11 protein-coding genes and 1 riboswitch are annotated in these 12,971 nt (G+C 44.0%); of the genes, 3 read left to right on the forward strand and 8 right to left on the reverse strand.

Annotation, left to right across the window (positions count from 1 at the left end; genetic code table 11):
* Positions 1 to 16 precede the first annotated feature (16 nt).
* Together J6600_RS18875 and J6600_RS18880 are read right to left on the reverse strand one after the other, a co-directional pair.
* Complete coding sequence (locus tag J6600_RS18875; RefSeq protein ID WP_061861691.1) at positions 17 to 1,249, reverse strand: Fic family protein; 1,233 nt, start codon at positions 1,247 to 1,249, stop codon at positions 17 to 19.
* A gap of 140 nt (positions 1,250 to 1,389) precedes the next feature.
* A complete protein-coding gene (locus tag J6600_RS18880; protein ID WP_014419313.1) occupies positions 1,390 to 2,736 on the reverse strand; it encodes an amino acid permease in 1,347 nt (448 codons plus the stop codon).
* A gap of 145 nt (positions 2,737 to 2,881) precedes the next feature.
* A riboswitch (glycine riboswitch) is annotated at positions 2,882 to 2,962 on the reverse strand.
* A gap of 298 nt (positions 2,963 to 3,260) precedes the next feature.
* On the opposite strand from J6600_RS18880, the gene fbp reads away from it, so the two are divergent.
* Complete coding sequence (gene fbp / locus J6600_RS18885) at positions 3,261 to 5,186, forward strand: fructose-1,6-bisphosphatase (protein ID WP_014419314.1); 1,926 nt, start codon at positions 3,261 to 3,263, stop codon at positions 5,184 to 5,186.
* Between the two features lie 60 nt (positions 5,187 to 5,246).
* Here fbp and J6600_RS18890 read toward each other — a convergent pair whose 3' ends face one another.
* From J6600_RS18890 to J6600_RS18915, 6 genes are all read right to left on the reverse strand, one after another.
* On the reverse strand, positions 5,247 to 5,711 hold the full coding sequence (locus J6600_RS18890; protein WP_209387772.1) for a (2Fe-2S)-binding protein: 465 nt from the start codon (positions 5,709 to 5,711) through the stop codon (positions 5,247 to 5,249).
* On the reverse strand, positions 5,704 to 6,546 hold the full coding sequence (locus J6600_RS18895; RefSeq protein WP_209387773.1) for an FAD binding domain-containing protein: 843 nt from the start codon (positions 6,544 to 6,546) through the stop codon (positions 5,704 to 5,706). Before J6600_RS18895 ends, J6600_RS18890 begins: the two co-directional genes overlap by 8 nt.
* Positions 6,533 to 8,863, reverse strand: a complete 2,331-nt coding sequence (locus J6600_RS18900) for a xanthine dehydrogenase family protein molybdopterin-binding subunit (RefSeq protein WP_209387774.1) — start codon at positions 8,861 to 8,863, stop codon at positions 6,533 to 6,535. Before J6600_RS18900 ends, J6600_RS18895 begins: the two co-directional genes overlap by 14 nt.
* A gap of 5 nt (positions 8,864 to 8,868) precedes the next feature.
* Complete coding sequence (locus tag J6600_RS18905) at positions 8,869 to 9,489, reverse strand: NTP transferase domain-containing protein (protein ID WP_209387775.1); 621 nt, start codon at positions 9,487 to 9,489, stop codon at positions 8,869 to 8,871.
* On the reverse strand, positions 9,486 to 10,502 hold the full coding sequence (locus J6600_RS18910) for an XdhC family protein (RefSeq protein WP_182072157.1): 1,017 nt from the start codon (positions 10,500 to 10,502) through the stop codon (positions 9,486 to 9,488). Before J6600_RS18910 ends, J6600_RS18905 begins: the two co-directional genes overlap by 4 nt.
* 69 nt (positions 10,503 to 10,571) lie before the next feature.
* A complete protein-coding gene (locus J6600_RS18915; RefSeq protein WP_209387776.1) occupies positions 10,572 to 11,588 on the reverse strand; it encodes an FUSC family protein in 1,017 nt (338 codons plus the stop codon).
* 316 nt (positions 11,589 to 11,904) lie between these two features.
* Here J6600_RS18915 and J6600_RS18920 point away from each other — a divergent pair, with 316 nt between their 5' ends.
* Together J6600_RS18920 and J6600_RS18925 are read left to right on the forward strand one after the other, a co-directional pair.
* Positions 11,905 to 12,459 (forward strand): Pathogenicity island protein, encoded by a 555-nt coding sequence (locus J6600_RS18920; protein ID WP_088461918.1) that lies wholly within the window; start codon positions 11,905 to 11,907, stop codon positions 12,457 to 12,459.
* Between the two features lie 58 nt (positions 12,460 to 12,517).
* Complete coding sequence (locus J6600_RS18925; protein ID WP_004393168.1) at positions 12,518 to 12,679, forward strand: hypothetical protein; 162 nt, start codon at positions 12,518 to 12,520, stop codon at positions 12,677 to 12,679.
* The last annotated feature ends 292 nt before the right edge of the window (positions 12,680 to 12,971 follow it).

Genomic DNA, 12,971 nt, shown 5'->3' on the forward strand with positions numbered 1-12,971 from the left:
CTTTTTTAAATATGAATTAAGAAGGCAGTATCTCCTCTAAACAATCCTCGCTGATTTTATAAGATTTTGGCCTTCTGCTTACCAGCTCAACAAATCCTTGCTGTTCTAAATAATCCATTACTCTGTTAATTTTATGTCTCGATTTATTTGAGAGCTCCATTAAATCTTGCACCGACAGCGTAACCTGATCATTTACAAATACATTAATCGTGATAATGATATTAAAAATATCACGTTCATCCTTATAATCAGCCCATTGATCGCTATCAATATAGTTCCTAATTCGTTTCAGTTTCATTAAATTAAATTCAAGATCCTCAATAATCCCTTTTTGACCTGACAGAAGCAATTCCAGCATATCCATTAAATAAAAAGTCAGCTCTCCCCGGTTTAAAGGTGCGGGAATTTCCTCTAATGCCTTATAATACTTATCTTTGTTCTTATTAACTGCGTAAGAAAAAGTGATGGCTGAATATTTTTCTAAGTATCGGGACAAATAACTCCCAACGATAAGGCGTCCTGTTCTTCCATTGCCGTCATAAAAAGGGTGAATGTATTCATAGTAGTAATGAGCTGTCATGTAACGATACAGCTGGGGATGTGTTTCATCATGAAGATAAGCAATTAAAGCCTCAAGCGCTTCTGTTATCTTCTGTTCAGAATTAACACCGATATGGGTGGTCATGTTCCCATCGTCCACTTCAACATAGCCTTTTCTGAATAGCTCACCATCCGGCGCATCTTCTGCTCCGATTTCATCTGCGACCAGCTCGTCATATAATTCCCTAAAGTCATGAATGCTTGTAAACGACGGAATTCGGTCTATAAATTGATATGTTTTCATCAATCCGACAAACCGCTTATGTGAGGGCTCGGATTGTTCTAACGCTTTAAGAGCCTCTTTCAATTCTTTTTTTGTACTGCGGATTCCTTCAATTTCATTATTACTCTGTGCTTCATTAATAATTAATTTATCAAAATAAGGTTTGACGGCAAATTCGGGGAGCTGACTGATAAGGGATGAAATTTTGGAACTGTTTAACAACACTTCATTATTCAGCTTCATGAGTTTATGTGTATTCACATAAAATAGCTCAAATGAATCGCCCGTGGGTCGGCCTTTTCGGAACCCCCGTATGTTTAATGATGTTGAATAACTGCCATAGCTGCTTGTTCTCTTTTTACATTCTTTCTCATATGAATCAGCATCCATTTTATAAAAAAGCTTAGATAACTTCTCATACTTCATATTACCACCTCGCTTAATTTAAAATTATACACTTTTTTAAAATTATACAATCATTATAGCCTGATTTCTAACAAATATTCCCGCTTTCCAATCAAAACAAAAAACGGCGTACTGCATGGCAGTACACCGTCTGAAGCAATTCAATCTGTCTTTCTCCCTCTCGCCCGATAGATAAGAAATAATCCAATAAACCACAGCGGCGTTAGCAGCAAAGCCGGGCGTGTTGCATCCGCAAACAGCATAATCACCAGAATGACGGCAAACAGCGCCAGCACGGCGTAATTGATAAACGGCGCAAACGGCGCCTTGAAAGACGAGCTTGCGTGTAAGTCCGGACGGGTTTTCCTGTATCTGATATGACAGACAAGAATCACGCCCCACACCCAAATGAAACAAATCGCGCTGATGGTTGTCACGATGCCAAAAGCCGCTTCCGGTATCAATTTGCTTAAAAGAGCGCCCGCTGACAGCACAATAACCGATATCCATAATGCGCGGCTCGGCACATGATTTTTATTCAGCTTCGCAAAACTTGCAGGCGCCTGTTTCGTTTTGCTTAAGTTATACAAAATCCGGCTTGTTGAAAACATCCCGCTGTTACAAGCAGAAGCAGCAGACGTTAATACGACAAAATTAATGATTCCCGCGGCTAACGGGATGCCGACCAGACTGAAGGTCTTCACAAAAGGACTTTCCGCCGCATTCAGCTGCATCCACGGGTTAATACATAAAAGAATGAGCAATGCCCCGACGTAGAAAAATAAAATCCGCAATGGAATTTTATTGATAGCGGACGGAATATTTTTTTTCGGATTTGACGTTTCCGCCGCCGACACACCCACTAATTCCACACCGACATAGGCGAAAATCACCATCTGGAACGAAAGCAAAAAACCTGAAAGTCCGTTCGGAAACAAGCCGCCGTGCTCCCACAGATTCGCCGCTGAAACCGTTCCGGTATGCGTTTTGAACCCAATCACCAGCAGAACCACACCGATGACAATTAACGCGAGAATCGTGACTACCTTAATTAAGGCGAACCAAAACTCCAATTCTCCAAAAATCTTAACCGTTAACAGATTAAGCCCTAATAAAATGAGCAAACAGATAAGTGCCGGAATCCACTGCGGAATATCAAACCAATATTTCACATACACACCGACGGCGATCACATCCGCCATAGCCGTCATAATCCAGCAAAACCAGTAGGTCCAGCCGGTGACAAACGCTGCACGCGGCCCTAAATACGCCTCGGCAATATCCGTTAATGATTGGTAGCCCGCTTTAGATAACAGCAGTTCTCCCAACGCCCGCATGACGAAAAAAAGCGCAATACCTACAATAAAATACGCAAAGATGATAGAAGGACCCGCCAGCTGAATCGCCTTACCGGACCCTAAAAACAATCCGGTGCCGATCGTGCCGCCAATGGCGATCAGCTGCACGTGCCGATTCGATAAGTCCCTCTTTAGCTCTCGCTGCTCCACATCTGACTCCTCCTTACCTCTCTAGTGAACGACGAGCAAAAAAAGCCAATAAAAAAAGAGATTGGATGCCCTCCAATCTCATGGTCATAAGAATATCAAATTATATCTGCGCCGCTGACAATCAACAGCATGACAAATACATATTCGGTACTCTTCTGTCCTTTTGCCTGAGATTGTGAACCCTTCGGCGCCGCGGAAAACCCGCGGTCTCTCCAGAAGCCGCTCCTGCTGTAGTGCGACCCACAGCAATCATAGCCTGCTACGTATTGAGTTTCTGATAGAAATACCTATCAGCTAACTTTTTATTATAATGGAAGTTGAATTCATTGTCAATAGGGGGATGAGCTCACGGCGTTATCCCGGTCCAATTTCCGATGCCTGAAGCGCCGTATTTTCCGTTTTCATTGTCTCAAAAAGGCGTTATGCGGTACTATCATATAAGGTCTAATAATGTAAACATTATGTCATACTTTAAATTCACCTTATCATACAATTGCTCGTAAATAAAAAGGGGATGGACGAGATTGGAAACGAAATATTTAGATCTGCTCGCACAAAAATACGATTGTGAAGAAAAAGTGGTCACGGAAATCATTAATCTGAAAGCGATACTGAACCTGCCGAAAGGAACCGAGCATTTCGTCAGTGATCTGCACGGGGAGTATCAGGCATTCCAGCACGTGCTGCGGAACGGTTCAGGAAGGGTAAAAGAGAAGATCCGCGATATTTTCAGCGGCGTCATTTACGATAGAGAAATTGATGAACTGGCGGCTTTGGTCTATTATCCTGAGGACAAACTGAAGCTGATCAAACATGACTTTGATACGAAAGAGGCATTAAACGAGTGGTATAAAGAAACGATTCATCGGATGATTAAGCTCGTTTCTTATTGTTCTTCCAAGTACACCCGCTCCAAATTGCGCAAAGCGCTGCCCGCCCAATTTGCTTATATTTCCGAAGAGCTTCTGTACAAAACAGAACAAGCCGCCAACAAGGAACAATACTATTCCGAAATCATAGAACAGATCATTGCGCTCGGCCAGGCCGATAAGCTGATCACCGGCCTTGCCTACAGCACGCAGCGATTGGTGGTCGACCATCTGCATGTTGTCGGCGATATTTACGACCGCGGACCGCAGCCGGATAAAATCATGGAAGAGCTGATCAACTATCATTCAGTGGATATTCAATGGGGGAATCACGATGTTCTCTGGATAGGCGCTTATTCCGGCTCAAAAGTATGCCTGGCAAACATTATCCGCATCTGTGCCCGCTATGACAATCTGGATATTATTGAAGACGTTTACGGCATCAATCTGAGACCGCTATTGAACCTTGCCGAAAAATATTACGATGATAACCCGTCTTTCCGCCCGAAAGCGGACGAAAACAGACCGGAAGATGAGATTAAACAAATCACAAAAATTCATCAGGCGATCGCGATGATCCAATTCAAGCTTGAGAGCCCGATTATTAAGAGACGGCCGAACTTTAATATGGAGGAACGTCTGTTACTGGAAAAGATTGATTATGATCGCAATGAAATCACGCTGAACGGAAAAACATATCAGCTGGAAAACACCTGCTTTGCGACGGTGAATCCTAAACAGCCTGACGAGCTGTTAGAAGAAGAAGCGGAAGTCATGGACAAGCTGCTGTTCTCTGTTCAGAACTCCGAAAAGCTGGGCCGCCATATGAATTTTATGATGAAAAAAGGCAGCCTTTATTTAAAATATAACGGCAACCTGCTGATTCACGGCTGTATTCCCGTCGATGAAAACGGCAGCATGGAAACGATGATGATAGAGGATAAAGCTTATGCGGGCCGAGAGCTGCTCGATGTATTTGAACGGTTCTTACGTGAAGCGTTTGCCCATCCGGAAGAAACCGATGATCTGGCGACAGATATGACGTGGTACTTATGGACAGGCGAATACTCTTCCCTCTTCGGAAAACGCGCCATGACAACCTTTGAGCGATATTTCATTAAAGAGAAGGAAACGCATAAAGAAAAGAAAAACCCGTATTACTATTTGCGTGAAGACGAGGCAGCCTGCCGAAACATCCTGAAGGAATTCGGCCTCAACCCGGATCACGGCCATATCATCAACGGCCATACACCGGTAAAAGAAATCGAAGGCGAAGATCCGATCAAGGCAAACGGAAAAATGATCGTCATCGACGGCGGCTTCTCCAAAGCCTACCAATCCACAACAGGCATCGCCGGCTACACACTCTTATACAACTCTTACGGCATGCAGCTCGTCGCCCATAAACACTTCAACTCCAAGGCCGAAGTGCTGAGCACCGGAACCGACGTCTTAACAGTGAAACGATTAGTCGACAAAGAGCTGGAGCGGAAGAAAGTGAAAGAAACAAACGTCGGTGAAGAACTGATGAAAGAAGTGGCGATTTTGGAGAAGCTGCGGGAGTATCGGTATATGAAGTGAAGAATATGGAGTTCAGGGATGATTCTCTGGGCTCTTTTTTATGATTCTCCGTAACAACGGCTAATGATCCCCTTTCCCTGTATGTAAAACGGATTTAACTGCTTCTTCAATCTCCCTGTAACCCGTACATCTGCAAATATTGGACTCCAGCCAATTTTTTATCGTGTCATCACTTGCATTCGGCTCAGTATTCACTAAAGCATGACAATTCATGAGAAAACCCGGTGTGCAATAACCGCATTGAAACGCGAATCTTTCAATAAAAGCCTTTTGAATCGGCGTATTGATCAGTCCTTCAATTGTCGTAATGTCCTTCCCTTCCCCTTCTGCCGCAAGCATTAAACAAGATTTCATCGGCACCCCGTCCGTTAATACCGTACAGGCGCCGCAATCCCCATTTAAGCAGCCCGGCTTTGCACCAGTTAATCCGAGACGAAGACGAAGAGCAAATAACAAAGTATCAGCCGGTCTGACCGTAATCTGTCTTTCCTCGCCATTTACTTTCAACGTAATAGGATCAGACATTTGGACCTCCTTCTAATTCCCGTAAGGCATCTAAAATTGTATTTTGCAAGACAAATATTCGGTATTCACTTGAGCCTTCTGCATCATCAAGAACAGGTTTGGGTACATATTGTAAAGACCTGCGTACTCTTTCTTCTGCTGATCGGCTTTTATCGTTAAGCACAGCCTCCATTTCAGCAGAACGAAAAGGAAATGGACATACGCCGCTGAAGGCCATTCTGATCTCATCATCTTTTTTCAGCGCACAGCCTGTCACCAATGGATACCCGACATTCCACTGCTGTCTTCTTTTGATACTGACAAATGGCAAGTCAACGTACGCTCGATCGACAACGACATGAAATAAAAAATCTCCTTTTTGCAATTGTATTTCCTTGTTAAATACTTTATTTATGGGACGGTAATGAATCCCCGCTCTCCCTGCAATCCCTATCAAACTATCGGAAATTAACAACGGCAGCACGGCCTCACGGTAATAGATGCCCCCGCAAATGTTTCCGCCCAGGCTGATCTTATTTCGAGTCGTCCGATCGGCTATTTCACTGACTGTTTTACTTAATAGCGGAAATGGATTTTCTTCCTCCAGTTTCGTTAATGACACGCCCGCTCCGATCACCAGATCATTTTCATAAAAGCGGATCGCGTGAAATCCCGGAAGCGCGTTCATATCTATCACCGCATCCGTATAGATGATATTCAGCCTTCCTAACGTGATAATTTCCGTGCCGCCGGAATAATACATTGGTGTTTTCTTTTCGGCCGCAAGCGAGTGAAACAGGCGGGTTGTTTCTTGAATGGTCTTCGGTTTAAAATAGTCAAAATCAAACGGTATCATCTTTCCACCCCTCTTGCGTCCTCCATAATTGTTCGGGAATGAGAGGAAGTTGATTCAATTGGACACCTAAAGCGGCGGACAGGCAATTTCCCAATGCTGCCGGCATCCCCAACAGTCCGTGTTCCCCGCCGCCGCGCGCCCCATAAGGCGCAATCACATGCGGGGTTTCAACAAATTCAATGATATATTCAGGCTGCTCTCCATAGTGAAGGGGGCGGTATGTTCTAAGCTGAGGATTTAATACTCTTCCATATGAATCAAATACAAAGGTCTCTCTTCCTCCAAATGCAATTCCCATACTCATCGCCCCCATCACTTGGCCCCTTGCCGCTTTTTCATTCAGTACAGTTCCCATATCCACAACAGAATAGGCTTTAGTAATTCTGTAAGTATAATCCCGTTTATCCAACTCAACTTCAATTCCCTGAGCACCGACAGCCCATTCGGGTCCCGGCTTTCCTCTTCCCGTTTCCCGGTCTAAATTCGTCATCCGGGTTAATGTGTAATTGCCGCTCGCAATGATTTGGCCGCCAATGGTATTTCCATTTGGAAACGTATATCCGTAAGCAATGTCTTTTATGTCAACATGTACAGAAGGATGATCTATAAAATAAACCTTTCCGTCGGCAACTTCCAATTCCTCGACAGGAACCCGCAACACACATGATGCCACATCCTTCAGCTTTCGAATGGCTTCCTCCGCTGCATTCAGTACGGCTCTTCCGGCCATTAACGTCCCTCTGCTCCCCACGGTTTTCCAATGCTCGGGTGTTGTTTGTGTATCTATAAGCATTTTCACATGAATTTTGCTTATATCCATTTTCATTCGTTCCGCCAGGATTTGGGCTAGCACTGTTTTTGTCCCTGTTCCAATTTCCACTACCCCTGACATCAAATTAATGCTTCCATCGGGATTAAAGGTTAAAAGAACCCCGGACGTTGCATTTGTATCAAATGTTGAGGTTTTCCAAATGCAGCTGATTCCCTTCGCCCGTATCTTCCGGCCATCGATTTCAATTCGCTGTCCCTCGTCCCAATTCATTAATTCCTTTAATCTTTCAATGCACTTCGGCACATTTCCGACCGTGCTTGAATTGAGAAGAACTTGAGTAGGTGTAGTGTCACCGGGACGAATGGCATTTTTATAGCGGAGTTCTAACGGGTCCATGTTCAGCTTTTCCGCCAATACATCCATCGTCCGCTCAAAGGCAAATAACACTTCAGCATGGCTGTAGCCCCTGAATGCACTTGGATATGGATGATTCGTATACATACAATATGAATCACACCGTATATGGTCGATAGCGTACGGACCCGTACAATCAACCACTGCAGCCCGGCTGATGTCCACTCCTTTATCAGAATACGCTCCGCCATCAAATAAAAGCTGAATGTCTGCCGCCTTTAAGATTCCATCCTTTGTAGCCCCTAATTTAACAATGGCATCCAATCCTATATGAACGGGAGATGTGATCATATCCTCTTCTCTCGTATTAAATAATTTGACGGGCCGGCCTCCGACCGCTTTTGATGCCAAATAGGCAATCACCTCTAACTGAACGGCTGCTTTTCCCCCGTACGCTCCTCCTACTAAAGGCGTTTTGACGATAACCTTTCCGGGTTCGATTCCAAAATACCACTGCATTAATTTTTTAATGGCAAAAGGAGCTTGAGAAGATGTGGTAATGATAATCTCCTCATCCGCGCGAATTTCAGCAATCGAGCATCTTGTCTCCATCGCAGCGTGATCAGAAGGGTTAAAGGAAATCTGGAATTCTGCTGTCACATCACTTTCCCTAAACCCGTCTTCAATATTTCCTTTTCTAACCTTATCCAGGTTTGCGATATTTGTCTTCGGAACCGGGAATACACCTTTTGTCTTCTCATAGCGGTCCGCATTTTCATGGACGAGTGGCGCATCCTTTTGAAAGGCCTCACGGGGGGAATTGACGACGGGAAGAGGTTTATAAGATACTTTGATGGCATCCGCTGCCTTTTTAGCTGTAATTGGATTTTCCGCAACAACAACAGCAACCGGCTCACCATGGTATCTGACCCTTTTATAAGCAATCGGCGATCTGTCTTTAATTTCCTCACCTGCAAGCGGAAAAGGTTCATCCCCCAATATCGCTCTCACGCCGGGAATCTTCCAAGCTTCTGAAAAGTCCATAGACACAATATCGGCATGCGCATATGGACTGGTCAGCATTTTTGCGTGTAATGTGCCTGTTTCTTGAAAATCATCCGTATATTTCGCTTTACCCGTCACTTTTTCAAAGGCCTCTTTCCGAATGACACTCTTCCCGATATACTCCAACTCATTCACTCCCCGAATTTATTCAGCAGCAGCGTATAATCTTCAGCTGTATCGACGTCATAAAAAAGCAAAGGGTCTTGAAAGCTGATCATTTTTCCCGTCTTGATCATACTTTCACGGATCACATGCCGGGCGCCCTGATCTCCCTTTAACTGATGCAATACCGGAAAACATTGATTGGAGAATAAAATGGGAGGCATAGGAAGATGTTGATTTTCAGCGGCGATAAATAAATAGCGGCGCTCCTTTTGATAGGAATCAATTAACGTATTGATGATATCTGCGGTGACAAACGGCTGATCTGCAAGGAGAATGATAACGGCATCAGCCTCATACTCTGCCGCTTTTTGTAAACCGCATTGTATAGAATGGCCTTGGCCCTTACCCGCCTGCTCACATTCTGCCTGGCTCCACTTATTTGAGATGGGATCTAAAAAGAAAAAATCCGAAAGCCAATGCAGTGAATCTCCCTTTCTCGTTATAACGAAAATATGATCTAATTCAGATAACAAGGCATTTTTAAGAGCTATACTTCCCAGAGAGACGCCATTGAGAAATAAACTTCGCTTATCCGTCCCCATGCGTCTGCTTGTACCGGCTGCCAGGTAAATGGCTGCTGTTTTCATAAAGCAGACCTTTGCTTTCGCATTCTTTTAATCATCTCGCCGACAATGCTTACAGCAATTTCCTCAGGGCCTTGTGCCCCGATGGGAAGCCCGATAGGGGAATGAATATCTTCCGGAATCTCCGCTCCGCCTAAAAGCCGTTCAGTGCGCCTTCTGGGGCCTAAAACGCCTTTATAAAACACATTCTCGTTTTTTAATGTATGTAAAATGATCTGATCTTTTTGAAAGCTGTGCGTCATAATGACAACAAAATCCCTTTTTGTCATGCTCAGCCCTTCCATGACTTCTTCCGGTGCTCCCGTTATCAAATGGCCGGCTTCAGGAAAATGCCCGTGATGACATAAAGCGGGGCGCCAGTCAATCACCGTCACATGAAAACCCGTACCGGCTGCCAAAGAAACTAACGGCTTCGCATCTTCCCCTGCTCCGAAGACATATAGACAAGGCTTTGGCACCATCTGATGGATAAAAAATAAATCAGATGTATGTTCATCCCTTTTGATTCCCTTTTCTATCTGTCTCAGTTTTTGAATACGGCCTTGTTCCATAACATCCCCGGTTCCAAACACGCTGCCGTCTTCAGCTATATACAGATCTTCCTTCGGCTCTAACGTTTTAGTGAATCGTTTCATTCGGGTCACAGACTTTTTTTCATCTAAGCATGTCTTGACTGTCATCAGATTTCGTTCCAATTCCCCTTTTACAGGCTCAAGTAAAACCGTCAAAACACCATTACAGCCAATGCCCTGTCCCCAGGACAAATCGTCCTCCGCGCTCATATCAAAGCGGACAATCAACGGCTCTCCTGCAGCCCAGACCTGTTCTGACCGTTCAACGAGATCTTCTTCCAGACAACCGGCGGATAACATTCCGACTCTTGTTTTATCCCCTAAAATCAGCATGGAAGCCCCTTCTTTCTTATAAGCGGACCCCTCTGTTTTAATGATGGTAGCCAGTACCTTAGCTTTCTTAGTATTGGCGATGACATCCAAAATCCGGTGTATATCATCCATTTCATGTCCCCCGCTTTTACCTGATCATATCTGCATCTGTATATCCGTATTCTTTATTTCCAGAAAACATTACAAACGCTTCAGCAATTTCTTCGTTTCTAAAAAAAAAGAGTCTTTATAGACCTTATGACCGGGCGGCGGGTGCGACAGCATGTCGTAACGGAGAGATTCCAATAACACGCTCTGTTCCTTCTGTTTCCAATTGTCTGTTTCACCCTGCTGTATGCCTTTAAAACCCGCAAAGTATTCACTTAACACTTGTAAATCATTCCCCAGCTCCCTTTTGTCACTTGAAGATAAAGCTCCTTCTTTTTCCCATTCTTTTAACGTTTTCACTATATTTGATAGATACTCAAATCCGGCGCTCAACTTTTGCATCTCTATTTGATAGCTTGAAATGATGTTTTTATGTTTTTTTCTGACGGGGTTGAATTTTAAGCTGTCAGAGGCTGTTTGCAGCATCTCTTTTGCCGTATGCAGCTCCTGCAGAAGATGGTTCATTTTATATTCCATAAGGTTCCCTTTTCCTTGTCCCCACTCTGATTGCACCCATTTGGAGAGGTCTGAAAGTGTGCCGGAAAGCTGACGAGCCAATGTTTGAAAAGAGTCCGCTGCCTTTTTTGTGTAGTCCGGCGGAAAAAGGAACATGTGAACCAGAATGGCGATGATGACGCCGATCACCGTATCGATGATTCGGTCGAATGCATAATCTTTAGAGTTCCGTTCAAACGTAAAGACCAACAAAATGGTGAGCGCTGCCTGATGTAAAACCGTTACATCTATTCGCAACCACTTCGCAATGTAAGTACCGCCTAACAGGAACAGCCCCAGCATCCAGCCATTCATTGGCAAGTGACTGACAAGAAAGGACGTTAGCATGATCCCAATCGCAGTTCCCGCAATACGATGAAAAGAAAAGCGAATCGACTGATCTATCGTTGGCTGCAAACATAAGATAACAGATAGAGGCGCTAAATAGGGATGCTCAGAGCCCGCCAGTTTTGCCGCTTCCCAAGAAACCGCAGATGCAATCGCCATCTTCCAAACCAAAGATGTTTTGTTTTGAATTTTTTCACTTTTCACCATACACCCCCTCCTTTCAGAAACCTTTTCCACTAGGTTTCCGTTACGCAAAGGGATTTATACTGTCGTATGGAAAATGCGGAAGAAGCTGTTGTTCGCAATAAAGGTGCTTCTCTGAGCTCTTCTTTACGGTTTCTACCCTCCTTGATAACTTCGCATCAGATATGAACCCTGCTCCCCTATGACTTTCGAAGGGAAACATACAAACCGTGTTGGTTAATGTGATGAAATTGGGTGAATTTTTTATCATTTTATATGGTAAGGGTTTAAGAAGCAGAATGCCTTTGTTAGTATGGCAACCAAAGGAGGAGGATCAATTATGCAAAGCAAAATGAAGCTAACCGCAGTGAAACTGGCAGCCTTGGTATTCCTAGTAGGTGCCTTTGCCCTCCCGGTTTTACCCCATGCTGCGGCTGCCGCAGAATCCCAAGCTACATACAAAGTTGAAAACCTCAACGACAGTGAGCTGAAGATGACGTTCAATCATGCAGATGTTCATATTGACGCTAAAGGCAAGGCAACCCTAAAAGACAACATAACGGGCGAGGAGCAGGCTCTTCCGAAAAGCTCCACTGACAAAAATGGTGAACCTGTTACACTGAAATACGAAAAAATCAAAAATGGCGTTTTAGTCAAAGTCGTAAACAAAGACGCTGGAAAAACGAGCGGTTCAATCAGCACCCAATCAGTCGGGAAATGTATTTTAGGTACTGGCGGCGGTGCGGTAACTGGAGGCGGCACACTGGGTCTCGCAGGAGCTGCTGTAGGAACAGTCACAATACCCGGCATCGGAACAGTAGGAGCGGGTGCCGTCGGAGCAATTACCGGCGCTGTTGGCGGTGCAATGACAGGAGCTGCCGCATCTTGCTTTTAACCATGAAGAAAAAGGGGCCCGCGCCCCTTTCTCTTACTAACTATGGAAGGTGGTCGACATGTACAAAATCATCATTCCTTCAATACTAGCCATCTTCATTCTCTGGATACTCTTACAGATTTCACTGGAGATAAGCATCGTTAAGAATCCATTGAATTATTTTATCGTATTCATTGTCTTCTTTCTCTTTATAAAGATGGTGAAAGAGAAGCAACAGTAGGTTGCTTTTAATAGCTGTGGGAAACCAGATTTTAATGGATCTGGTTTTTTTGTTTTGTTCACTATAAGCCAACAAGAGATTTCATAGTAAATCGAATATTGACAACAAATCGGCCTGCTATACAAGATAATCGGGACTTATGATCTTGGTTCACCGAGTCTTTATATAAAAAGTATTTTCCTTTGACATAAGAGCATCCAATTGATTAAACTCAAGGATTTATCTCCCTAGAAATATTTAGCCGTCACAGTTTACTGCGATTGGGTATTATTTTCTTGTACGGTTAGTAGAA

This window comes from Bacillus sp. LJBV19, from assembly GCF_017797845.1.
GTDB classification, from domain to species: Bacteria; Bacillota; Bacilli; order Bacillales; family Bacillaceae; genus Bacillus; species Bacillus velezensis.

What these genes read in the sequence shown, in the direction of transcription:
- J6600_RS18915 (WP_209387776.1), bottom strand. Translation starts at nt 11,588, where the DNA reads ATGGTGAAAAGTGAAAAAATTCAAAACAAAACATCTTTGGTTTGGAAG.
- J6600_RS18920 (WP_088461918.1), top strand. Translation starts at nt 11,905, where the DNA reads ATGCAAAGCAAAATGAAGCTAACCGCAGTGAAACTGGCAGCCTTGGTA.
- J6600_RS18890 (WP_209387772.1), bottom strand. Translation starts at nt 5,711, where the DNA reads ATGTCTGATCCTATTACGTTGAAAGTAAATGGCGAGGAAAGACAGATT.
- J6600_RS18925 (WP_004393168.1), top strand. Translation starts at nt 12,518, where the DNA reads ATGTACAAAATCATCATTCCTTCAATACTAGCCATCTTCATTCTCTGG.
- J6600_RS18875 (WP_061861691.1), bottom strand. Translation starts at nt 1,249, where the DNA reads ATGAAGTATGAGAAGTTATCTAAGCTTTTTTATAAAATGGATGCTGAT.
- J6600_RS18895 (WP_209387773.1), bottom strand. Translation starts at nt 6,546, where the DNA reads ATGATACCGTTTGATTTTGACTATTTTAAACCGAAGACCATTCAAGAA.
- J6600_RS18905 (WP_209387775.1), bottom strand. Translation starts at nt 9,489, where the DNA reads ATGAAAACAGCAGCCATTTACCTGGCAGCCGGTACAAGCAGACGCATG.
- J6600_RS18910 (WP_182072157.1), bottom strand. Translation starts at nt 10,502, where the DNA reads ATGGATGATATACACCGGATTTTGGATGTCATCGCCAATACTAAGAAA.